At 69.0% G+C, this 22,250-nt stretch carries 19 protein-coding genes, 1 tRNA gene and 1 other RNA gene; 15 read left to right on the forward strand and 6 right to left on the reverse strand.

Features of this window, described 5'->3' with window-relative positions:
* Nucleotides 1–98: 98 nt before the first annotated feature.
* Nucleotides 99–1,103, reverse strand: coding sequence for a LacI family DNA-binding transcriptional regulator (locus tag FB560_RS03170; protein ID WP_141871028.1), 1,005 nt, complete (start codon nucleotides 1,101–1,103; stop codon nucleotides 99–101).
* 289 nt (nucleotides 1,104–1,392) lie between these two features.
* Here FB560_RS03170 and FB560_RS03175 point away from each other — a divergent pair, with 289 nt between their 5' ends.
* From FB560_RS03175 to FB560_RS03210, 8 genes are all read left to right on the forward strand, one after another.
* Nucleotides 1,393–2,712 (forward strand): ABC transporter substrate-binding protein, encoded by a 1,320-nt coding sequence (locus tag FB560_RS03175; RefSeq protein WP_141871029.1) that lies wholly within the window; start codon nucleotides 1,393–1,395, stop codon nucleotides 2,710–2,712.
* Nucleotides 2,713–2,816: 104 nt separating this feature from the next.
* Nucleotides 2,817–3,956: a carbohydrate ABC transporter permease gene (locus tag FB560_RS03180; RefSeq protein ID WP_141871030.1), complete on the forward strand. Its 1,140-nt coding sequence runs from the start codon at nucleotides 2,817–2,819 to the stop codon at nucleotides 3,954–3,956.
* A complete protein-coding gene (locus tag FB560_RS03185) occupies nucleotides 3,953–4,912 on the forward strand; it encodes a carbohydrate ABC transporter permease (RefSeq protein ID WP_141871031.1) in 960 nt (319 codons plus the stop codon). Before FB560_RS03180 ends, FB560_RS03185 begins: the two co-directional genes overlap by 4 nt.
* 93 nt (nucleotides 4,913–5,005) lie before the next feature.
* Complete coding sequence (locus FB560_RS03190) at nucleotides 5,006–6,382, forward strand: cystathionine beta-synthase (RefSeq protein ID WP_141871032.1); 1,377 nt, start codon at nucleotides 5,006–5,008, stop codon at nucleotides 6,380–6,382.
* A 76-nt stretch (nucleotides 6,383–6,458) separates the two neighbouring features.
* On the forward strand, nucleotides 6,459–7,613 hold the full coding sequence (locus tag FB560_RS03195) for a cystathionine gamma-synthase (RefSeq protein ID WP_141871033.1): 1,155 nt from the start codon (nucleotides 6,459–6,461) through the stop codon (nucleotides 7,611–7,613).
* 172 nt (nucleotides 7,614–7,785) lie between these two features.
* Nucleotides 7,786–9,171: a multidrug effflux MFS transporter gene (locus FB560_RS03200; RefSeq protein WP_407662541.1), complete on the forward strand. Its 1,386-nt coding sequence runs from the start codon at nucleotides 7,786–7,788 to the stop codon at nucleotides 9,169–9,171.
* 31 nt (nucleotides 9,172–9,202) lie between these two features.
* Nucleotides 9,203–9,832, forward strand: coding sequence for a phosphatase PAP2 family protein (locus tag FB560_RS03205; RefSeq protein ID WP_229673303.1), 630 nt, complete (start codon nucleotides 9,203–9,205; stop codon nucleotides 9,830–9,832).
* A 29-nt stretch (nucleotides 9,833–9,861) separates the two neighbouring features.
* A complete protein-coding gene (locus tag FB560_RS03210) occupies nucleotides 9,862–10,464 on the forward strand; it encodes a GNAT family N-acetyltransferase (protein WP_141871034.1) in 603 nt (200 codons plus the stop codon).
* 115 nt (nucleotides 10,465–10,579) lie between these two features.
* Here FB560_RS03210 and FB560_RS03215 read toward each other — a convergent pair.
* Nucleotides 10,580–10,664: transfer RNA gene (locus tag FB560_RS03215), tRNA-Ser, on the reverse strand.
* An 81-nt stretch (nucleotides 10,665–10,745) separates the two neighbouring features.
* A complete protein-coding gene (locus tag FB560_RS03220) occupies nucleotides 10,746–11,108 on the reverse strand; it encodes a DUF4406 domain-containing protein (RefSeq protein WP_141871035.1) in 363 nt (120 codons plus the stop codon).
* 56 nt (nucleotides 11,109–11,164) lie between these two features.
* On the opposite strand from FB560_RS03220, the gene FB560_RS03225 reads away from it, so the two are divergent.
* Complete coding sequence (locus FB560_RS03225) at nucleotides 11,165–11,908, forward strand: DeoR/GlpR family DNA-binding transcription regulator (RefSeq protein ID WP_141871036.1); 744 nt, start codon at nucleotides 11,165–11,167, stop codon at nucleotides 11,906–11,908.
* Between the two features lie 9 nt (nucleotides 11,909–11,917).
* The gene (gene trhO / locus FB560_RS03230) at nucleotides 11,918–12,811 is read left to right on the forward strand and encodes an oxygen-dependent tRNA uridine(34) hydroxylase TrhO (RefSeq protein ID WP_141871037.1); all 894 of its coding nucleotides are present in this window, start codon (nucleotides 11,918–11,920) and stop codon (nucleotides 12,809–12,811) included.
* A gap of 19 nt (nucleotides 12,812–12,830) precedes the next feature.
* Here the strand turns inward: trhO and FB560_RS03235 are convergent, their stop codons facing one another.
* Genes FB560_RS03235 through FB560_RS03245 form a run of 3 tightly spaced genes read right to left on the reverse strand, consistent with a single transcriptional unit; the run spans nucleotide 12,831 to nucleotide 17,263 of the window.
* On the reverse strand, nucleotides 12,831–15,098 hold the full coding sequence (locus FB560_RS03235; RefSeq protein WP_229673302.1) for a transglutaminase TgpA family protein: 2,268 nt from the start codon (nucleotides 15,096–15,098) through the stop codon (nucleotides 12,831–12,833).
* Nucleotides 15,085–16,275, reverse strand: a complete 1,191-nt coding sequence (locus FB560_RS03240) for a DUF58 domain-containing protein (RefSeq protein ID WP_141871039.1) — start codon at nucleotides 16,273–16,275, stop codon at nucleotides 15,085–15,087. The genes FB560_RS03235 and FB560_RS03240 overlap by 14 nt, the downstream gene beginning before the upstream one ends.
* Nucleotides 16,276–16,285: 10 nt before the next feature.
* Nucleotides 16,286–17,263, reverse strand: coding sequence for an AAA family ATPase (locus FB560_RS03245; RefSeq protein ID WP_141871040.1), 978 nt, complete (start codon nucleotides 17,261–17,263; stop codon nucleotides 16,286–16,288).
* A gap of 152 nt (nucleotides 17,264–17,415) precedes the next feature.
* Here FB560_RS03245 and ffs point away from each other — a divergent pair.
* The 5 genes from ffs to FB560_RS03270 all read left to right on the forward strand — a co-directional run bounded on the left by ffs (nucleotide 17,416) and on the right by FB560_RS03270 (nucleotide 22,200).
* An RNA gene (gene ffs, locus FB560_RS03250) (signal recognition particle sRNA small type) lies at nucleotides 17,416–17,512 on the forward strand.
* A gap of 41 nt (nucleotides 17,513–17,553) precedes the next feature.
* Nucleotides 17,554–18,168, forward strand: a complete 615-nt coding sequence (locus tag FB560_RS03255; RefSeq protein ID WP_229673300.1) for a rhomboid family intramembrane serine protease — start codon at nucleotides 17,554–17,556, stop codon at nucleotides 18,166–18,168.
* Entirely contained in the window at nucleotides 18,165–18,827 is a 663-nt protein-coding gene (locus FB560_RS03260) for a hypothetical protein (protein WP_141871041.1), read from the forward strand. Before FB560_RS03255 ends, FB560_RS03260 begins: the two co-directional genes overlap by 4 nt.
* A 38-nt stretch (nucleotides 18,828–18,865) precedes the next feature.
* Nucleotides 18,866–20,983 carry a phosphate acetyltransferase gene (pta, locus tag FB560_RS03265; RefSeq protein ID WP_141871042.1) on the forward strand — a complete coding sequence of 706 codons (2,118 nt, stop codon included), beginning with the start codon at nucleotides 18,866–18,868 and terminating at the stop codon, nucleotides 20,981–20,983.
* Nucleotides 20,980–22,200: an acetate/propionate family kinase gene (locus tag FB560_RS03270; RefSeq protein ID WP_141871043.1), complete on the forward strand. Its 1,221-nt coding sequence runs from the start codon at nucleotides 20,980–20,982 to the stop codon at nucleotides 22,198–22,200. Before pta ends, FB560_RS03270 begins: the two co-directional genes overlap by 4 nt.
* The last annotated feature ends 50 nt before the right edge of the window (nucleotides 22,201–22,250 follow it).

Raw genomic sequence — 22,250 nt, forward strand, 5'->3', positions numbered from 1 at the left:
GTCGACGCGTCCAGCGCATCGATCCGGCGTCTCATCGCTTCACCGAAGGCCCCGGGTTCGCCCGGGGCCTTCGTGCGTATCCGGCGCCGTGCCCGCGATCAGCGCGGTGGGGCGGTGGAACTGCGCACCACGAGAGCGGATGCCGCCGCGACGTGCTCGAGCGGAGCATCCGGCTCCTTCATCCGCAGCGTCAGCAGACGCACCGCCTCGTGACCCTGTTCGCGCGGGGATTGTCCGATCGTCGTCAGAGCGAACATCTCGGCATGCTCGTGATCGTCGATGCCGACCACGCTGAGCTCGGTCGGCACCGCGATCCCGAGGCGTCTGGCGGCGATCACCGCCCCGATCGCGGCCTCGTCGCACACGCCGACGATCGCGGTCGGTCGCCGTCGACGGTCGCCCAGCAGTCCCGCCGCTGCGGTGTATCCGCCCGGCATGGTCGGGGTGGCACCGGCGACCCGTGCGTGCGCCGAGAGGCCCGCGGCGTGCAGGGCTCCGTGGTAGCCGTCGAGTCGGCGCGCATCGCCGAAGCTCAGCTCCCCGGAATCCGTCGAGCCGCCGACGAAGGCGATGTCCCTGTGTCCGAGTTCGATGAGGTGCTCGGTGGCGATGCGCGCGGCCGCAGTGTCGTCGATCGAGATCGAGCTGGATCCCGCGCTGTAGGGTCCGACGCTCACCAGCGGTCGGCCGGTGCGCTGCAGTTTCTCGAGCTCTCGGGCGCTCGGCTGGATGCCGACCGCGATGATGCCGTCGAAGCGTCGGCGGGGGAGCACGCTCTCGAACAGCCGCTCGCGGGTCTCCGATCCCTCTGGCACGCCATACAGCGAGAGGTCGTAGTCCAGCGCGAACAGCGACTCCTGGATCCCGGCGAGCAGCTCGGCGAAGAACCACCGATCGACGGGCGGCATGATGATGCCGACCGTCTGGGTGCGTCCGGTGGCGAGGCTGGTGGCTGAGGAGTGGGCGACGTACGCGAGCGCGTCCGCGGCATTCACCACGCGCAGACGGGTCTCCTCCGACACGTAGCCGCGCCCGCTGAGCGCACGGCTCGCCGTCGCCTTCGACACGCCTGCTCGCGCGGCGACGTCCGCGATCGTGCTCATCGGTCCTCCTTGACCAGGCGACGCCTGCGCGTCGAGCAAGGCGCCGAAGGCGGCTCGCGGATGTCATGGTAGCCGTTCCAGGCTCCGAAAGGAACCGGTTCCACATGTTTGGCGCGGGAGCGCTCCCATCCGGAGGGCCGCGATCCCTCGAAAGGTTGCGAGCTTGTGATACTTCCCCATTGTGCGCGGGTGTGGAAGGCAAGTAGGTTTACCTGGAATCGGTTCCCGAACGACGCCGGGGGTGGCGTCTGACGAGGTAGGGACCGTGAACTCGAAGAGGAGAATTCACATGGGTCTTTCGCAGCGTTCCAGGCGGCTCGCGCCGCTCGCTCTGCTGGGGGTCGCGGGTATCGCGATCGCAGGGTGCGGGGCTCCCGGCGGCGCACCTTCGGGCGGCGGCAGCGGTGGCGGTGACGACAAGACGGTCACCATCTACGGCACGATCGTCGACGATGAGGCGAAGCTCCTCCAGCAGTCGTGGGCCGACTTCGAGGAGGAGAACGGCATCGACATCAAGTACGAGGGCAGCCAGGACTTCGAGACGCAGCTCGGTACTCGCGCACAGGGTGGAAACCCGCCGGACATCGCGATCTTCCCGCAGCCCGGTCTGTTCGCCGACTACGCATCGCGTGACCTGCTGAAGCCCGCTCCCGAGGCCGTGAAGAAGAACGCGGAAGAGGGATGGACCCAGGGCTGGGTCGACTTCGGCACCTATGACGGCACCTTCTACGGCGCACCGCTCATGGCGAGCGTCAAGGGCTGGGTCTGGTACTCGCCGACCAAGTTCAAGGAGTGGGGCGTCGAGGAGCCCACGAGCTGGGAAGAACTGCTGACCCTCACGAAGACGATTCAGGAGAAGAGCGGCAAGGCTCCGTGGTGCGCCGGCTTCGAGTCGGGCGTCGCGACGGGCTGGCCGGGTACGGACTGGATCGAGGACCTCGTGCTGCGCAACGCCGGCGCCGATGTCTACGACCAGTGGGTCAAGAACGAGATCCCGTTCACCGACCCGCAGATCAAGGAGGCGTTCGACGCCACGGGTGAGCTCCTGCTCAACCCGGCCTACGTCAACGCCGGCTTCGGTGATGTCCGCTCCATCAACTCGACCGCGTTCGGTGACGTGGCCCCGGCTCTGGCCAAGGGCGACTGCGCACTGACGCACCAGGCATCTTTCCTCTCGGGCTTCTTCCCCGAGGGCACCAACATCGCCGAGGACGGCGACGTGTGGGCGTTCCTGCTCCCGAGCAAGAGCCCCGACGAGACGTTCATCACCGGTGGTGGCGAGATCGTCGGCGCATTCAGCGACTCCGAGGCGACCCAGAAGGTTCTGGAGTACCTCTCCAGCCCCGAGTGGGCTGACAGCCGTCTGGCACTCGGTGGCGTGACCTCCGCGAACAAGGGCGTCGACATCGACGCCGTCGAGAACCCGATCCTGCAGGAGTCGATCAAGCTCCTCCAGGACGACTCGGTGACGTTCCGCTTCGACGGTTCCGACCAGATGCCCGGTGCTGTCGGCTCCGGCACCTTCTGGAAGGGAATGGTCGCCTGGATCAACGGGACCTCGACAGACGAGGTCCTCACTCAGATCCAGACCGGTTGGCCCTCCAGCTGATCCGATGAGGAGGGCCGCCCCCACGGGGCGGCCCTCCTTCTCACACCCGGACCGTGCATCGTGGCACGGTCCGCTGATCAGTTCCGTCTCATGAAGGGGATTCCGTGAACGCGACTCTGTTCTTCCAATGGATCGGGGCACTGCCACCGATCCTGCAGGCCGTCGCCGTGGTCATCGCATTCGCGGTGGTCGTGGTGATCATCCTGCTCCTCGTCGATATCGCTCCGCGAAGGGGCGCGCTCTACACCTGGGTGCGGCTGGCCATGTGCCTGCTCATCCCGCTCGCCGTGATGTGGTTCTTCAACTCCTATTACTGGGCGATGGGAGTCGCCGTCCTCGTCGGCGCACTGTTCTTCTTCCTCGACTATCGTTCCCGCGATGGTGCGGGATATCTGATCCAGCTCGTCGCCTTCATGGCTCCGGCGATGCTCCTGCTCCTGGCCGGTCTCATCCTCCCGTCGATCCAGACCGTCTACGCGTCGTTCTGGAACTCGACCGGCAGCGACTTCGTCGGCCTGTCCAACTATCTCTGGATCTTCACGCAGTCGGACGGCGTCACCTCCGTGATCAACACGATCGTGTGGGTCCTGCTCGTGCCCACGCTCTCCACGATCATCGGACTCGCCTACGCGGTGTTCATCGACAAGACCCGCGGCGAGAAGGTCTACAAGCTGTTGGTCTTCATGCCGATGGCGATCTCGTTCGTGGGGGCGAGCATCATCTGGCGGTTCGTGTACGCCTACCGCGGCCCCGAGTTCGAGCAGATCGGTCTGCTCAACCAGATCCTGGTCTGGTTCGGGGGAGAGCCGCAGCAGTTCCTGCTGAACGGGCCGTGGAACAACCTGGCCCTCATCGTCGTGCTGATCTGGGTGCAGACCGGTTTCGCGATGGTCGTGCTCTCGGCCTCCATCAAGGGAGTGCCGCAGGAACTGCTCGAGGCGGCGGAGCTCGACGGCGCCAACGCCTGGGAACGCTTCCGGTCGGTGACGATCCCCTCGATCCGTCCGGCGCTCATCGTCGTGCTCACCACGATCTCGATCGCCTCTCTGAAGGTGTTCGACATCGTGCGAACCATGACGGGTGGAAACTACGGCACCTCGGTTCTCGCGAACGAGATGTACACGCAGTTCTCCAAGTTCGAGGCGGGACGCAGCGCTGCGCTCTCCGTCATCCTGTTCATCCTGGTGCTGCCGATCGTCATCTACAACGCACGCCAGATCAAGAAGCAGCGGGAGATCCGATGACCGACACCGTGAAGTCCGAAGTCGGCACGTCCACCCGAGCGCTCACGACCGGCGGACGGCTCGATGCCTCCGCGGGCCGCGTCCGCAAGCGTCTGAGTCGCCCATGGGCCACCGTGGCCGCGATCGTCATCGCGGTCGTCTGGACCGTCCCGACGCTCGGGCTCTTCATCTCGTCGTTCCGCGACAGGGATGCGATCGATTCCAGCGGCTGGTGGACGTTCTTCGCCAACCCGCAGGTGACCCTGGACAACTACGTGGCCGTGCTGCAGTCCGGCACCACGCAGCTGACCATCCTGGAATCGTTCTTCAACTCGATCGTGATCACGATCCCCGCCACGCTCATCCCGCTGATGATCGCGGCGATGGCGGCGTACGCGTTCTCCTGGATCGAGTTCAAGGGACGCAACGCGCTGTTCATCTTCGTGTTCGCGCTGCAGATCGTGCCGATCCAGATGGCATTGGTACCGCTGCTGTCGTCGTTCTCGCGCGGCATCAATCTGTTCGGGCTGCAGGTGACGTTGGGGCTCGACGTCGCGGGCGGCTATGCGCAGGTCTGGTTCGCCCACACGATGTTCGCGTTGCCGCTGGCGATCTACCTGCTGCACAACTTCATGTCGGAGATCCCTGGCGAGATCATCGAGGCCGCGCGCGTCGACGGTGCCTCCCGCGGGCAGATCTTCTTCCGGGTCGTACTGCCGCTGACGATGCCCGCGATCGCCTCGGTGGCGATCTTCCAGTTCCTCTGGGTCTGGAACGACCTGCTCGTGGCGCTGGTGTTCGCGGACGGCGCTGCCTCTCCGATCACGAAGGTGCTCGCCGAGATCACCGGTCGCGGCGAGGGATGGTACCTGCTCACGGCAGGCGCCTTCGTGTCGATCCTCGTGCCGTTGATCGTGTTCTTCTCGCTCCAGCGGTACTTCGTCCGCGGCCTGCTGGCCGGGTCGACGAAGGGCTGATCGGTCGTCGGCCGCACAGGCCTTCGCACACGGATGCCGTGACCGGGCGCAACACAGCCCCGGTCACGGCATTCGCGCACGTACCCTGAGAGCATGAAGTACGCAGACTCCATCGTCGACCTCGTCGGCGACACGCCCCTCGTGAAGCTCCACCGCGTCACCGAGGGCGTCGCCTGCACGGTGCTCGTGAAGCTGGAGTACCTGAACCCCGGGGGCTCCGCGAAGGACCGCATCGCCTCGCGCATCATCGATGCGGCTGAGGCCTCCGGCCAGCTGAAGCCCGGGGGCACGATCGTCGAACCGACCAGCGGAAACACCGGCGTCGGTCTCGCGCTCGTCGCGCAGCAGCGCGGGTACAAATGCGTCTTCGTGGTGCCGGACAAGGTCGCCGAGGACAAGAACGACGTGCTGCGGGCCTACGGCGCCGAGGTCGTCGTGACACCCACATCCGTTCCGGCCGACAGCCCGGAGTCGTACTACAGCGTCAGCGACCGGTTGGCGCGCGAGATCCCCGGTGCCTTCAAGCCGAATCAGTACGAGAACCCGAACGGGCCCCGCAGCCACTACGAGACCACGGGTCCGGAGATCTGGCGCGACACCGACGGCCAGGTGACGCACTTCGTCGCCGGCGTCGGTACCGGCGGCACGATCACCGGCACAGGCCGCTACCTGCGCGAGGTGTCGGATGACCGGGTGCGCATCGTCGGCATCGACCCCGAAGGCAGCGTCTACAGCGGGGGCACGGGACGGCCGTACCTGGTCGAAGGAGTCGGAGAGGACATCTGGCCCGGCACGTACGACCCGAGCGTCCCGCACGAGATCGTCGCGGTCGGGGATGCCGAGTCCTTCGCGATGACCCGGCGCCTGGCGCGGGAGGAGGGCATCCTCGTCGGCGGTTCCAGCGGCATGGCCGTGGTCGGGGCGCTGCGCATCGCACGGGATCTTCCCGCCGATGCCGTGATGGTGGTGCTGCTGCCGGACGGTGGGCGCGGGTACCTCAGCAAGATCTTCAACGACGGATGGATGCGCTCCTACGGCTTCAGCGACGTCGAGGAGGGCGAGACCGTGGCCGACGTGGTCGCGGCCCGCACGGCTCGCCAGGGCGAGGGGATCCCTGATCTCGTGCATGCCCATCCCACCGACACGGTGCTGGAGGTCATCGGGATGATGACCGAGTACGACGTATCGCAGCTCGTGGTGCTCAGCGCCGAGCCTCCGGTCATGATGGGCGAGGTGGTCGGCACGGTCGACGAGAAGGGTCTGCTCGACCTGCTCTTCCGCGGCGAGGCGAAGCCGACCGATGCCGTCGGCTCGCACACGGGGGAGAGGCTGCCGCTGATCGGCATCCATGCGCCGATCGCCCAGGCGCGCGCCGCACTCGCCGACGTCGATGCGCTGCTGGTGACCGAGGGCGGAAAGCCGCACACGGTGCTCACCCGTCAGGATCTGCTCGCGTACCTGTCCCGCTGAGGGGCCCGCCGAGCGGAACGGACGCGCGGCGTAACAGGACCGCGGGCGGCACCGGACCCGGTCGTAGGCTGGGAAGATGTCCGACCACGCTTTCGCCACCCGAGCCATCCACGCGGGCCAAGCCCCCGACCCCACGACCGGCGCGATCATCCCGCCGATCTATCAGGCCTCCACACATGTGCAGGACGGCATCGGAGGGTTCCGCGAGGGCTACGAGTACAACCGTGCGGGCAACCCCACGCGCTCCTCGCTGGAGACGCAGTTGGCCGCGCTCGAGGGTGGCGCGAGCGCACTCTCCTTCGCGTCCGGCCTCGCCGCGGAGGATGCGCTGCTGCGCGGCATCCTGAAGCCCGGCGACCACGTGCTGCTCGGCAACGACGCGTACGGCGGCACCTACCGTCTGCTCACCAAGGTGCTGGCGCCGTGGGGAGTCGAGACGACCACGGTGGAACTCGCCGACCTCGACGCCATCCGCGCGGCGATCCGTCCGCAGACCAAGATCGTCTGGCTCGAGACGCCCAGCAACCCGCTACTCAAGGTCGTCGACATCGCGGTCGTCGCGGAGGTCGCTCACGCGGCCGGCGCGATCGTCGTCGTCGACAACACCTTCGCCTCGCCGGCGTTGCAGCAGCCCCTCGCCCTGGGTGCCGACCTGGTCGTGCACTCGACCACCAAGTACCTCGGCGGTCACTCCGATGTGCTCGGCGGCGCCGTCGTGTTCGGCGATGACCGCTTCTTCGATCAGGTGAAGTTCCAGCAGTTCGCGGTGGGTGCCGTGTCGGCACCGCTCGACGCCTGGCTCACCACGCGCGGCATCAAGACGCTGGCCGTGCGCGTGCGCCAGCACTCCGAGAACGCGCAGGCGATCGCGGAGTGGGCGGCAACGCGGCCGGAGTTCGCGCAGGTCTTCTACCCGGGTCTGGCCTCGCACCCCGGGCACGAGATCGCCGCGAAGCAGATGAGCGGATTCGGCGGGATGCTCTCGCTCGGTCTGGCCGCCGGTGCGGACGCCGCCCGGGCGTTCGCGGAGTCCACAGAACTGTTCCAGCTCGCCGAGTCGCTCGGTGGAGTGGAGTCGCTCATCGGCTACCCGCCGGACATGACGCACGCTTCGGTGCGCGGCACCGAGCTCGCCGTGCCGGAGAACATCGTTCGCCTGTCCGTCGGCATCGAGGATGTCTCGGACCTGATCGCCGACCTCGAGCAGGGCCTCGCGCGCTCCTCCCGCTGAATCCACTCCTTTCCGCCGGCGCGCGGACGGAGATCGAGAACGCGCCTTCTCATCGCGAGGAGGCGCGTTTCTCGATTTCGCAGGGAGCGGTGGTGCCGGGCGGCGGTAACATGGGGGATTCCCAGGTCGAATCGATTCGACCTCGCCCCCCTCGAAACTCGGAAGGACCTCCGTGTCCGACGCCCCCCGCACCGACTCCCTGCCGACGGTTCCCCAGCCGGAGCGCACGCCCACGGGCAGCATCCCCACGACGACCGGCAGCACCCGCACGTCGACCGCGACGGGGGCCATCCGCACTCTCGGATCCAACCCGGCGACGGCGCCGATCATGCTGCACCCCGGAGACTCGATCCCGAATCGGCGACGGATCCTCTACATCCTGCTCCTCGGTGCGCTCACGGCGCTGGGTCCGTTCACGATCGACCTCTACCTCCCGGCCTTCCCGGTGCTGGAGGAGGACTTCCAGACGACGGCCGCGGCGATCCAGCTCACCCTGACCGGAACGATGATCGGATTCGCGATCGGTCAGCTCGTGGTCGGGCCGCTCAGCGACAAGGTGGGACGCCGCATCCCGCTGATCGTCGTCACGGCGGTGCACGTGCTGGCCAGCGTCGGAGCCGCATTCGCGCCGTCGCTCGAACTGCTCAGCGTCGCCCGCGTCCTCATGGGCATGGGCGCCGCCGCCGGAGGCGTCGTGGCGATGGCGATCGTGCGCGACCTGTTCGGCGGACGTCGGCTCGTGGTCATGCTCTCCCGCCTCGCCCTGGTGTCGGGTGTGGCGCCGGTCGTCGCGCCGCTGATCGGGTCGTGGTTGCTCACCCTCATGCCGTGGCGAGGGATCTTCGTGGTGCTCGCCGCCTACGGCGTGCTGATGCTGCTCTCGACGATCCTGTTCATCCCCGAGACGCTGCCTGTGGCCCGGCGACAGGAGCGCGGCGGGTCGACCGTGCTGCAGCGCTACCGCTCGGTGCTCTCGGACCGGGTCTTCATCGGTGTGCTGATCATCGGCGGCATGACGTTCTCCGGGTTGTTCTCGTACCTGTCGGCCTCGCCCTTCCTCTTCCAGCAGACGCACGGGCTGGACGCCCAGCAGTACGGGCTGCTGTTCGCCGTCAACTCGCTCGGCGTGGTGCTCGGCGTGCAGACGGCCTCGCGCCTGGCCGCACGCTTCGGGCCGCAGTGGGTCATGGCGTACTCGACATCTGTACTGCTGATCGCCGGCGTCGCGATCGTCGTCGCCGACCAGCTCGGCCTGGGCCTGTGGGGCACGGTCGTGCCGTTGTTCGTGTTCATGACCGCATGCGGATTCACCTTCCCGAACGTGCAGGTGCTCGCGCTCGACCGCCATGGGAAGGCGGCCGGCACTGCGGCGTCCATCCTCGGTGCGACGAACTTCGGTGTCGCCGGGCTCATCTCGCCGGTGGTCGGCTGGATCTCGAAGGACGCCGGAATCACCGCCACGACCATGGCCTCCGTCATGGTCGGGTGCTCGGTGATCGGCATCCTCTCGCTCTGGCTGATCGTGCGTCCGCGCACCGTGGGGATGCTCACTCCCTGAGTCCACAGGTGTCTTCCGCCAGAATGGGACGATGAACAGATCGACGATGCTCTGGTGGGGCCTGGGATGCGTGGCGCTGGCCGCCGCCCTGGGCGCGGCGGTCGTCTTCGGTCTCGCCGAACCTCCGGGGTTCGACGTGTGGTGGAACACCACGATCGCCGCGAACCGTGCTGACTGGATGCTCGCGTTCGCGTACCTGACCAACGAGATCGGCGGCGGGTGGATCGCGATCTTCGTGGTGCCGCTGCTCGTGATCGTCGCGCTCCTGCTCGCCCGCCGCTGGCGCGCCGCCGTGTTCGCCGCGCTGTGCTTCGCCGCCAGCGCCGGTGCCGTGCAGCTGCTCAAGCAGCTCTTCGGTCGCGCGCGCCCGGAGGACATGCTGGTCGCCAGCGACTTCGGCTCGTTCCCCTCAGGGCACACCGCGAACGCGGCGACGATCGCGCTGGTCCTCTGGTTGGTGTTCCCGCGCGTCTGGATCGCCATCGCCGGAGCGGTCTGGATCCTCGTGATGGCGCTGTCGCGCACCGTGCTCTCGGTGCACTGGGCGACCGACACGCTGGGCGGAGCCCTGGTCGGTGCCGGCGTGGTCCTCCTGCTCGGAGCGTGGCTGCTGCCGTGGGTGCAGCAGCGCGGGGAGAGCGTCGAGCCGGCGATAGGCTGAGGTTTCCGACCCCTCCTGAGGAGCCTGCTGTGTCACGCATCCGTCCGTACCGTCCCGCCGACCGCGACGCCCTGTACGAGGTGTGCGTGAAGACGGCGGATGCCGGGGGAGACGCGACCGGGCTCTTCTCCGACGACCGCCTCTGGGGCGACCTCTTCGCGGTGCCCTATGCGCAGCGGCATCCGGATCTGGCGTGGGTGGTCGAGTCCGACGACGAACGCGTGATCGGCTACATCGTCGCCACGGACGACACCGACGCCTTCGAGCAGTGGTTCCGTGACGAGTGGTGGCCGGCATTCCACGAGCGCTTCCCGCAGCCCACCGATCCGGCCACGCGTGAGGAGCGGATGCTCGCCTACGCGTACGGTCGCGGTCCCGGCAAGGAGCCGAACGCGAGCGTGTACCCCGCGCACCTCCACATCGATCTGCTGCCCGAGACGCAGGGGCAGGGCCTCGGGCGTCGACTGATCGAGACGCTCTTCGCCGAGCTGACCCGACGCGGTGTCGCCGGGCTGCACCTGGGCATGGACCCGAACAACACCGGTGCCGCCGCGTTCTACGAGCGCCTGGGCATGCTGCCGCTGCCGACGGCGCCCGGTGGACAGAGCTTCGGCGTGCGCTTCGCGGACTGAGCGACCCCCGGTCACACAGGGGAAAGGTCTCGCTGCGCTCGCTCCTCCCCGAATCCCCCAGTGCTCGATAAAGACGAGAAGGGCCCCGCTGGCGCGGGGCCCTTCTTGTCTTCGGCGGTGACGGCGGGATTCGAACCCGCGGTTGCTTGCACAACACACGCTTTCCAAGCGTGCTCCTTCGGCCGCTCGGACACGTCACCAAGGAACAACCTGTTCATCTTATCCGATGGTTCGGGGGTCCCGTGACCGACCGCGGTCGCCGCCGCCTCGGGCGAGCCGCGTCAGGCGCTCGCCGCGGGGATCTCGTCGATCGAGAAGTACACGGGAAGACCGCGATCGCGGGCGATCGCGACGTCGTTGTCCGCGCCGGCGGAGGCGCCGGGAAGACGCAGCACGCCGTCGCAATGCTGCAGCAGTCGGGCGGCGACGTCGTACATCACGTCTCCTTCGACGGTCTCCGCCGGGTCGAGGCCGCGGAGCACGGGGAGGGCGACCCATTCGCCGATCATCGGGATGTGGCCGAGGCGGTGGAGTGGTGCCGCCGCTTCTTCGAGACGTGCGAGGTTGCGCGCGATGGCGGCCGGGTCGCCGTCGGTGCCGGAGCGGTACGGGCCGGCGATCAGGATCAGGAGTGGCTTGTTCATGTCAGAGACTGTAGCGTTAACCGTGCAAGAACGTGAAACAACAGGAAGAAGCTTGAATGCTCAGTGCGCAGCGCAAGGATCATCTGCTCGAACTCCTCGCACGGGACGGCCGTGTGGTGGCCAAAGACGTCGCCGCTGACCTCTTGGTGTCGGAGGACTCCATCCGCCGGGATCTTCGGGAACTCGCCGACTCCGGTCTGTGCGTGCGGGTCTACGGTGGGGCGCTCCCCGTGCCGGCCGCCGAGGCCCCCGTCGCGCAGCGCGGCGCCGTCGCGACGGACAGTAAAGAGCGAGTGGCCCGGGCCGCCGTCGCGCTGATCCGTCCGGGGGCCACGATCATCCTCGATGCGGGCACGACGACGCTGGCGATGGCGCGGATGCTGCCGGACGATCCGACGCTCACGGTGATCACCCCGAGCCCCGCAGTGGCCGTGGCGGTCGCCGAGAACTCCGCAGCACGCGTGCTGATCGTCGGCGGGGAACTGAGCAGGCACTCTCTCGTCGCCGGTGGGGCGCTGGCGCTGGAGGCGATCGGACGCCTCGGTGCGGACGTCTTCTTCCTCGGCGTGACCGGGATCGACCCGGACCACGGACTCACCACGGGCGTCCTCGATGATGCCGTGGTCAAGAGGGCCCTCGCCGCGCGGAGTGCCGACGTCTACGTGCTCGGCAGCGCGGAGAAGATCGGTGCCGCCTCCCGCTTCCCCGTCATCGGGTTCGACGCGGTCGCCGGCATCATCACGGATCCGGAGGACTCATCGCCCCTCGCGCGGAGATGGCGGGAGGCGTCCTCGACGTAGGATCCCTAGGTGGCAACACCTAAGATCGTCCTCTTCTACGCCTTCACCCCTCTCGCGGATCCGGAGGCCATCCGGCTCTGGCAGCGTGATCTCGGCGAAGCTCTCGGCCTGCGCGGGCGCCTCCTCATCTCGAAGGACGGTGTGAACGGCACCCTCGGCGGTGACCTGCCCGCGCTGAAGAAGTGGGCGCGCTCATTCCGGTCCTATGGGCCGTTCGCCGACGCCGACATCAAGTGGAGCGAGGGCACGGGCGTCGATGCCGAGGGGCGGAGCCTGGACTTCCCCAAGCTCAGCGTCAAGGTGCGCGACGAGATCGTGTCGTTCGGCGCGCCGGGGGAGCTCCGCGTCGATGAGCACGGCGTCGTGGGCGGAGGCACCCGGCTCAGCCCGGAGGACCTGCACGCGCTGATGGAGGAACGCGGTGACGATGTGGTGTTCTTCGACGGCCGCAACTCCTTGGAGGCGCAGATCGGTCGCTTCCGCGGAGCGGTCGTGCCCGATACCGAGACCACCCGTGACTTCGTGCGGCTGCTCGACTCCGGAGCGTACGACGAGCTCAAGGGCAAGCCGGTCGTGACCTACTGCACCGGCGGCATCCGCTGCGAGGTGCTGTCGAGCCTGATGACCGTTCGGGGGTTCGGCGAGGTGTACCAGCTGGAGGGCGGCATCGTCCGGTACGGCGAGCGGTACGGCGACGACGGCTACTGGGACGGGTCGCTCTACGTGTTCGACAAGCGCGGATCGGTGGACTTCTCCGACCACGCAGCCGTGATCGGAGAATGCGTCGGATGCGGGGCCGCGACCAAGCGCACCGCGAACTGCCCCGACCTGAGCTGCCGCGTGCAGTCCGTGGTGTGCGAGGAGTGCGACGCGGTGTACTGCGCGGAGCACGCCGCCGCCTGACACGGAGCGCTGAGCGCGGTCAGACCACGGTCGCCGCGTCGACGTCGCGCGTGGCGAACAGCGACCGCGGCACCAGCAGCGCCTTCGTTCGGGTGAACCGATCGCTGCGCGCGTGCATCGACCCGAGCACGCTGCGCAGCGGGCCCGCGAGGTCTTCGGCCGCCGCTCCGGAGCGGGCGTAGTTCGCCTGCTCGACCGCGTCCGTCAGAGCGCGCATCTCGGTCGCATCGACTCCGCACTCCCGAACCAGCGCCGATCCACGCGCGCGGGGGGTGTCGGCATCCGACACCGGCAAGCGGAGGTCGATCATGGTGTCGCGCAGTTCTGCCCAGGCTGCTCCCGCATCGCCGTGCCGCGCGCGCCGCAGTCTCAGCCCGCGCTCGGCGCCGCGCACGAGGGCGGGCAGGAGCAGCAGTACGAGAGCCCCGGCGACCGTCAGCACGACCGGCATCGCGTCCAGGCGGCGCAGCGCTCCGTTCGAGGAACTGCTGTCGCCGGTGTCACCCCGGTCGACCTCCGGGCCGGTGGTCTGCTCGGCCTGCGGGGCGGTCGTCGGCGCGGGGGTCGAAGGGCCGTTCGTGCCCGTGCCCTCGGTCGCGGCGGCGGTGAAGGCGGTCGGTACGCCGAGCGAGGCGGTGGGCTCGAAGGGAACCCAGCCGACGCCGGGGAACAGCACCTCGGGCCACGAGTGCAGTTGATCGCTCTCCACCGAGAAGATCGACTCCTCGCCGCGCTTCTCGTCGGTGAGTGAGCCGGGGAGGTATCCGACCACGATCCGGACCTGCATGTCGAGGCTCTGCGCCATCAGGGCGAAGGCGCCGGCGAAGTGCACGCAGTACCCTGAACGCTCTTCGAGGAACCGGGCGACGGCGTCGGCTCCGGTGCCGTCGAATCCCTCTTCGACCGGCGTCTCCAGCGAATAGGTGAAGGAATTGCGGAACCACGTCTGCAGAGCCACCAGGCGGTCATAGTCGGTCGTCGCGTCCGCGGTGACCTCGGAGGCGAGTTCGCCGATCACCGACGGCAGCTCGACCGGGTCCTCACTGTCGTCGACCAGGGGAGGGGCGGCGTCGATCGCGCGGATCTGCTCCAGGGTCGGCGAGACGCGCGTGGACGCCACGGTGTAGTCGTTGCCGACCGCATCGGCGTTACGCGACACGAGCGTGCGGTTCTCCGGCATCACGCGCCAGGTGTTGGCGAGGCCCTGCACGCCGGTCGCGGGGTACGGCAGGGGCAACCAGGAGCTCGACATCCGCAGCACGCGGATCGAGGTCGTCGTGTCCGTCGTCGCGATCTCCTCACCCCACTCCGGCTCGCCGAAGCCTTCGCTCTGCGCGTTGAGGTCTCCCCGGTCGGGCTGCCAGATCCGTCCGTTGAACTGCGACAGCGTGGTCAGGCGCAGATAGGGCGCGACATCGTTCTTGGTGGCAACCGTCAGAACCTCGACGGGGTTCGGCTGGCGCAGGTCGTCGCCGAGCCGGAGGGAGGCATCGACCGTGATGCCGGCTCCCGTGCCGGCGAGGCTCGCCGAGACGGGGAGCCCGGGCGCGATCACGATCGTCACCGCCAACGCCGCGACCCCGACGCCCGCGGCGAGCGAGGTCGAGGATCGGCGCGGAGCGAGCGGATGACGGCGTGCGGTGAAGCGCAGCAGCACGAGGGCGAGGATGCCGAGGAGCACGAACCACACGATGTTCGTGTCGCCGAGCGTCACGATCATCGGCACAGACCCGAGCACTCCCGTGAGCACGATCGCGAGGATCGCCGATCGGTGGGAGACGAGGTGGTCGAGGAGGATCGCCACCAGAGCGAAGCCCGCTCCCAGCACGGCTGCCAGTCCCGCGGTGGCCTCGAGCGGGGCCGAGCCGAACGCGATCTCCTCCCAGGCCGCTGCCGCGAGCGTGCGGAACACGGCGAACGTCGTGGGCGTGGGGACGATTCCGAGGAACGCGGAGTCACCGGCGATCAGCCGGGTGAGAACCGCGACGGCGACGGCGAGCTGCACGGCGAACGTCGTCAGATCGCGCAGCCATTCGCGGCGTCGACGCGTCCAGGTGCGCATGAGCGCTCCGGTCGCAGCGGTCATGACGATCACGGCGAGCACGGTGAACGACCAGGCCCCCGGCTCGATGACCGACGTGTACGGCCACATCGCGACGAGTCCGGCCACTGCGGCGAGGATCGCCGGGGCCACCACGCCGTTCGCGTCCTCGTGCTCGCGATGCCAGGTGGGCGTCGCGCGTGCCGGCGTCGTGCGTCCGGTCCGGCCGGCCTCAGCGCGGAACATCGCCGACTCCGATCCGCGCGGGCAGAGCATCTTCCCACGCCTCCGCGACGTCGCTGCCGAGGGTGGTCACCGTCCAGCCGTGCTGCGCGGCCGCGGCGCTCGCGCCGGCGAGCGGATCCGTGCTGAACAGCAGTGCGGCGGCGGCGCCGGAGGGGCGGAGCAGCGCAGCATCCTCCTCATCGAGGCGTCCCGTGATGTACACGAGTGGTCCGGGCGGTGTGCCGCCGATCAGTGTGGTCAGATCGCGGGACTCCCCGCGCGGCGACACCATGGCCAGGGCGACCAGCAGCCCGTCACGGTCGTCCTCGTGTCCGCGCAGCGTGCCGAGGGAGAGGCCGGCGCTGTCGATCACGTCGACGCCGTAGCCCTCCCCGGCCAGATGGATCGCGGAGGAGGCGCAGAGGGAGACGGCCGCTTCGAAGGCGGCATCCGCCTCCTCACCGGTGTTGTCCCACCGGGCGCTGCTGCGATCGAGCACCACGAGGGCGTCCGGGCTGGATTCCTCCTCCTCCTGCCGCACCATCAGCTGACCGCGATGCGCCGTGGCACGCCAGTGGATGCGGCGCATCGAGTCACCGGGGATGTAGCGCCGGGGCGAGAGGTTGTCGCTACCCTGGCCCAGACGGCTCGAGGAGGTCTGGGCCGTTCCGCCGGCGGCGCCCACCTTGACGCTGAGCGGGGCCAACGCGATGACCTCGGGGACGACCGTCACCGTGCGGTGCTCGCCGAACGACTGCTCACGCTGGGCCAGACCGAAGGGGTCGACCGTGCGCAGCATGAGCGGGCCGATCGGCCAGACGCCGCGTCGGATGCCGGTGATCAGATAGCTGAGCTGCCCGGACTCCGGCGGATACTCGCCGCTGGAGTCGCCGGATACGGCATCCGGCAGCACGTCGTGCCAGAGTCCGTGCGGGACGCGGATGGAGCGGAGGGTGAAGCGCAGGGTGACCCTGGACGTCTCGGAGACCGTCAGCAGATCCGTCGAGACCTGCCGGGAGACGGTGCCGGTGCGACGCGGCGCACGCACCACGATCAGCGAGAACCCGGTCACGAGGGCCAGCAGCACGCCGATGTAGATCAGGATCGGCGCGCCCACCAGATTCGCGCCGATGATGCAGCCCAGTGCAGCGACCAGCGCACCCGCCCCGCGGATGGTCAGTGCTCGACGGCGTCGCATGGCGGCTCGATCAGGAGCGGGTGGCGACGGGAACCCGCACGCGCTCGACGATCTGGGTCAGTGCGGCTTCGACCGGCTGCGCGCCGGCGCGATGAGCTCCGCGTGCGGGCAGCAGGCGATGTGCGAACACCGGGATCAGCAGAGCCGTCAGGTCATCGGGGATGACGTAGTCGCGGCCGTCGAGGGCCGCCCACACCTTGGCGGCCCTGACGAGCTGCAGCGTGGCACGCGGGCTCGCGCCCAGGTGGAGGTTGGGGTCAGAGCGGGTGGCCTGCGCCAAGGCGACCGCGTACTCCTCGAGCGCGGGTGCGACGTGGACGGACCGCCCCCAGGCGATGAGGTGGGCGATCGAGGTCGCATCCGCGACGGGAGCCACCGCGCTGAGAGGATTCACGACGTCGCGCTGGCGCAGCATGAGAGCCTCGGCGGCGGCATCCGGGTATCCCATCGAGATGCGCATCATGAAGCGGTCCCGCTGCGCCTCGGGGAGTGCGTACGTTCCCTCCATCTCCAGCGGGTTCTGCGTCGCGACGACCAGGAAAGGGTCGGGGAGCATGTGGGTGGAGCCGTCGACCGTGACCTGGCCCTCCTCCATCGCCTCCAGGAGCGCGGACTGGGTCTTGGGCGAGGAGCGGTTGATCTCATCGGCGATCACGATGTGCGCGAACACGGCGCCGCGCTTGAACTCGAACTCGCGGTCGACCGGGTTGTACACCGAGACGCCGGTGACGTCGCCGGGCAGCAGGTCGGGGGTGAACTGGATGCGGCGCACGGTGGCATCCACGCTGGCGGCGAGAGCGCGGGCGAGCATCGTCTTGCCGACGCCGGGCACGTCCTCGATCAGCAGGTGGCCTTCGGCGAGCAGGCAGACCAGTGCGCTGCGGACGGCATCCGGCTTTCCGTCGATCACCTGGCCCACCGAGCCGAGGATCGCGGAGGTCTGCGCCGCGAACTGCTCGGCCGTGATCAGGGGGGAGTTGTCGGGCATGCGTTCCCTCTCGCGTGAGGCGCTTCTGTGCGCGTTATTCGATCGTAACCCGATGGGGAGGTGGCTGCTCTGGCAGGTTGCCCTGAGCCTGGTGGTCCGCGGAGCGCTACCGCCGGTGTCGGAGCATCGGGCGACATCGGGTTAGGATGGTTGACGGCTCTCCGCGTGGCGGCATCCAGGCCAATTCCCCCAGGGCGGAAACGCAGCAAGGGTAACCGGGCTCTGCTGGGTGCGCGGAGGGTCACTTTCTTTTTCAGCGTCCTCCGGGGCGGCACTGCGAGGATCGTGACGTGACCAGCCCCGCCGATTCCCCGCGCTCCACCGCTCTGAGCCGATTCGCCTCGCCGGTCATCCTGCTCGCTCTGATGTGGATCATCCAACTGGCCGATGCGATCCTGCGCGGCTCGTTCTCCGGATTCGGCCTGCGCTCCTGGGACCTCGCCGGTCTCGGCGGCATCGTCGCCGCTCCGCTGCTGCACGCGAGCTGGAGCCATCTGCTGGCCAACTCCCTGCCCTTCCTGGCGCTCGGCTGCCTGGTCGCGGTCGAGGGCGCTCGCCGCTTCTGGACCGTCACCGCGGTCGTCGCCGTCATCGGCGGTCTCGGCACCTGGGTGTTCAACGCCCCCGGCACGCTCACGGTCGGCGCCTCCGGGCTCGTGTTCGGGTACTTCGGCTACATCGTGATGCGGGTGTTCGCGCCGGCGCGGGTCGCCCACCGCATCCTGTACGCGGTGGTCGCCCTCATCGTGATCGCGCTCTACGGCGGATCCATGCTCGCCGGCGTCGTCGGCGTCAGCGAGGGCATCTCGTGGCAGGCGCACCTGTTCGGTGCGATCGGGGGAGGCATCGCCGCCTTGGCGGGCCGGCGTGCGGACCGGCCGGCGCTGCGGGACCGCACCGGATGAGCGCCCAGCGCGCGAAACGACGCGCGCGGCCGAGGAAGCGCGCCAAGAAGCGCAAGCCGGGGGTGCGCGCTCGCGCCGCTATCCGGCTGCGCCGACGGAGGATGCTGCGCCGCGTCCTGATCTCGACCGCCGTGGTCGCGGCGGTCGTCGGCCTCGCGGTGCTGGTCCCGCTCAGCATCGCGCACGACCCCGTCGTCGTGTGCGCGGACGATCCCGGCACCTTCCCCGAGGCGGGGATCGCGGGATGGCAGGGGGAGCAGCTGGAGAACGCCGCCACGATCATGACCACGGCGTCCGGTCTGGGACTCGGGCGCGAGGGGCAGATCCTGGGCGTCATGACGGCGATGGGCGAGAGCAGCCTGCGCAACATCGACTACGGCGACTGGGAGACCAGAGGATTCACCAACCCCGACGGCACCCGCACCAGCAGCATCGGGCTGTTCCAGCAGCAGGACTGGTGGGGGAGCGTGGAGCAGCGGATGGATCCGGCGACCTCGGCGACGCTCTTCTTCACCCGGCTGGTGCGGCTGCCCGACTGGCAGCAGATGGAGCCGTCGCACGCGATCCATCGGGTGCAGATCAACACCGACCGCGACTACTACTCCCGCTATGAGGCCGACGCCACCGCCGTGGTCGACGGCCTCTCCCACGGTTGCTGACCGGCGCGCCGTCGGCGCGACCCGCCTAAGCTGAGGGGGTGGCGCGGAGCATCTACATCACCTCGGCCGAAGGTCATACCGGCAAGTCCACGATCGCGCTCGGAGTGCTCGATGCCCTGATGCGCGTCAGCCCCCGAGTCGGGGTGTTCCGCCCGATCGCCCGCTCGGTCGCCGACCGCGATGAGATCCTCGAGCTGCTGCTCGCGCATGACGGGGTGCACCTCGACTACGAGGACTGCATCGGCGTCACCTACGACGATGTGCGCCACGATCCGGAGGCCGCGCTGTCGACGATCGTCTCGCGCTTCAAGGCCGTCGAGGCGCAGTGCGACGCGGTCGTGATCATCGGCAGCGACTACACGGATGTCGCCAGTCCGGCCGAGCTCGGCTTCAACGCCCGCATCGCCGCCAATCTCGGCGCCCCGGTGCTGCTGGTGCTCAGCGGCCGCGACCAGCAGCGTCAGGCCGAGCAGCTCGGCACCACCACGGCTCGCGTCCCCGGAGCCGTCGGCCAGATCGCGGCCCTCGCCCTGGCCGAGCTCGACGAGGAACGCGCAGAGCTCTTCGCCGTCATCGTCAACCGTGCCGATCCCGCAGCGCTGCCCGACATCATCGCCGCGGTGCACGGCATCCGTCCCCAGAAGGAGACGCCTGTGTGGGCGATCCCCGAGGACCGCACACTGGTGGCCCCATCGATCCGCGGCATCCTGTCGGCCGTCGACGGGCGCCTGATCAAGGGTGACGCGGACCGGCTCGGACGCGAGGCCTTGACGATCGTGGTGGCGGGCATGTCGATGGTGAACGTGCTGCCGCGGCTCACCGAGGAAGCGGTCGTGGTGATCCCGGCAGACCGCACCGAAGTCCTGCTGGCGACGCTGCTCGCCGACGCGTCCGGCACCTTCCCCCGTGTGGCCGGCATCATCCTGAACGGACCGTTCCCGCTGCCCGAGCCCATCGTGCGTCTGCTCGACGGCTTCGCGTCCACCGTGCCGATCATCGCGACCGACCTCGGCACCTACGACACCGCCGTGCGGGTGATGGGCGCCCGCGGGCGCATCTCCCCGGATTCGCGAGGGCGCTACGACCGTGCGCTCGGCCTCTTCCAGACGCATGTCGACTACACCTCGTTGACCACGCAGCTCGGACTCGCGGAATCCCGGGTCGTGACACCGCTGATGTTCGAGTACGGGCTGATCGAGCGCGCACGGGCCGACCGACGTCGCATCGTGCTCCCCGAGGGCGACGACGACCGCATCCTGCGCGCTGCGGCGACCCTGATCGCGCGTGAGGTCGCGGATCTGACGATCCTCGGCGACGAGGCGGCCGTGCGTGCCCGTGCGATCGAGCTGGGCGTCGACATCTCGGGGGCTCAGGTCATCAGCCCGACTGACCCCGCACTCGTGCAGCGCTTCGCCGAGGAGTACGCCCGACTGCGCGCCCACAAGGGCATCACGGTCTCGCAGGCGGCCGACACCGTGACGGACGTGTCGTACTTCGGGACGATGATGGTGCACCTGGGCCTCGCCGACGGCATGGTCTCCGGTGCGGCGCACACGACGGCGCACACGATCCGGCCGTCCTTCGAGATCATCAAGACCAAGCCGGGTGTGAACGTCGTCTCGAGCGTGTTCCTGATGGCGCTCGCCGACCGCGTGCTCGTCTACGGCGACTGCGCCGTGATCCCGGATCCGACGAGCGTGCAGCTCGCCGACATCGCGGTCTCCTCGGCGGCCACCGCACGCCAGTTCGGGATCGAGCCGCGGGTGGCGATGCTGTCGTACTCGACGGGGGAGTCCGGTTCCGGCGCCGACGTCGACAAGGTGCGAGAGGCCACCGCCCTCGTGCGCGAGCGGGCACCGGAGCTGCCGGTCGAAGGCCCCATCCAGTACGACGCGGCGGCGGACGCCGCCGTGGCGAAGGCGAAGCTGCCGGACTCCGCGGTCGCCGGGCGCGCGACCGTGTTCGTGTTCCCCGACCTCAACACCGGGAACAACACGTACAAGGCCGTGCAGCGCTCGGCGGGGGCCGTGGCGATCGGTCCGGTGCTGCAGGGCCTGAACAAGCCGATCAACGACCTCTCGCGCGGAGCGCTGGTCGACGACATCGTGAACACCGTCGCGATCACCGCGATCCAGGCCCAGGGAGGGGCGGCATGAGCGCGATCCTCGTGATCAACAGCGGGTCCTCGTCGCTGAAGTACAGCCTGATCGACATCGAGCGCGAGAACGAGCTGGCGAGCGGTCTCATCGAGCGCATCGGTCAGCCCGTCAGTCCCGTCGCGCACACGGTGCGACCGGAGACCGACGGGGATGCCGTGCCGACCATGCTCGACGCGACCTACAGCGACGAGCGCGAGATCGCCGACCATCACGCCGCATTCGCGGTCATGCTCGAGCAGTTCGCCGAGCACGGGCCCTCGCTCGCCACGCATCCGCCCGTCGCCGTGGGCCACCGGGTGGTGCACGGCGGAGCGCGCTTCTTCGCCCCGACGCTGATCGATGCCGATGTGGAGCGTCAGATCGAGGAGCTCTCGGTGCTCGCGCCGCTGCACAATCCGGCGAATCTCTCCGGCATCCTCGCGGCGAAGGCCGTCTTCCGCGGAGTTCCGCACGTCGCGGTCTTCGACACCGCGTTCCATCAGACCCTTCCTGCGGCCGCGTACACGTACGCGATCGACAGTCGGCTGGCGAAGGACCACCGGGTGCGCCGGTACGGCTTCCACGGCACGAGCCACCAGTTCGTGAGCGAGTCGGCGGCCGCGTACCTCGGTCGGGACCTCGCCTCCCTGCGGCAGATCGTGTTCCACCTCGGCAACGGCGCATCGGCCACCGCGATCGACGGCGGACGCTCGGTCGAGACCTCCATGGGGCTCACTCCGCTGGAGGGGCTCGTGATGGGCACGCGCTCCGGCGACCTGGATCCCGCCGCGCTCGTGCATCTCTCGCGTCGCGCCGGACTGTCCATCAACGACCTCGATGCGCTGCTCAACACCCGCAGCGGACTGCAGGGCCTGGCGGGCCGCAGCGACATGCGCGACATCCTCGCCGGCGTCGATGCGGGGGAGGAGGCGGCAACACTCGCCTTCGACGTCTACGTCCATCGCCTGCGCGGCTATGCCGGTGCCTACATCGCCCAGCTCGGCGGCGTCGACGTCATCTCGTTCACCGCCGGCGTCGGTGAGAACGCGGCGCGGGTGCGCGCGGCTGCCCTGGCGACGCTCGGATTCGCCGGGGTCGAGATCGATCCTGCGCGCAATGAGGCGAGGGAGCGCGGCATCCGTCGGATCAGCACGGATGCCTCCGCCGTGACCGTGCTCGTGGTGCCGACGAACGAAGAGCTGCAGATCGCCAGGCAGACCGCGGAGCTGCTCTGAACAACCGCTCATCCGAGGGGTTACCCCCGACGGCACTCGGCAACTACGCT

Origin of the sequence: Microbacterium saperdae (genome assembly GCF_006716345.1) — a bacterium.
GTDB classification, from domain to species: domain Bacteria; phylum Actinomycetota; class Actinomycetes; order Actinomycetales; family Microbacteriaceae; genus Microbacterium; species Microbacterium saperdae.